The organism is Undibacterium sp. TC9W, from assembly GCF_049339865.1.
In the GTDB taxonomy this organism is placed as follows: domain Bacteria; phylum Pseudomonadota; class Gammaproteobacteria; order Burkholderiales; family Burkholderiaceae_D; genus Undibacterium.
Window position 1 is genome coordinate 1 of record NZ_JBMPPJ010000116.1, and the last position, 241, is coordinate 241.

Annotated in this window: 1 pseudogene; it reads left to right on the forward strand. The window is 54.8% G+C overall.

Annotated elements, in window-relative coordinates:
- A pseudogene (locus ACO0LN_RS30480) lies at positions 1 to 241 on the forward strand (MotA/TolQ/ExbB proton channel family protein); the annotation flags it as partial.

A 241-nucleotide genomic window follows, 5' to 3' on the forward strand; every position in this document is an offset into this window, starting at 1 on the left:
TCCAAATTCTGGAAAGCAGCCTCTGTCCAAGCCGGTGCCGCTTCTTTGAAAGAAGGCAGCCCATTCCGCTTCATCGCTGACTCTGGTATCAAAGCCACAGAACACCATGAAGGCGCGCTGCTCGAACAAATCGATCTGAACACCTGGGTCTCCATGTCCATCCAGCGCGCTGTTGATAAAGTTCAAAGCCGCCTGCAAGACGGCCTGGCTTTCCTGGCGACAGTTGGTTCCACAGCACCGT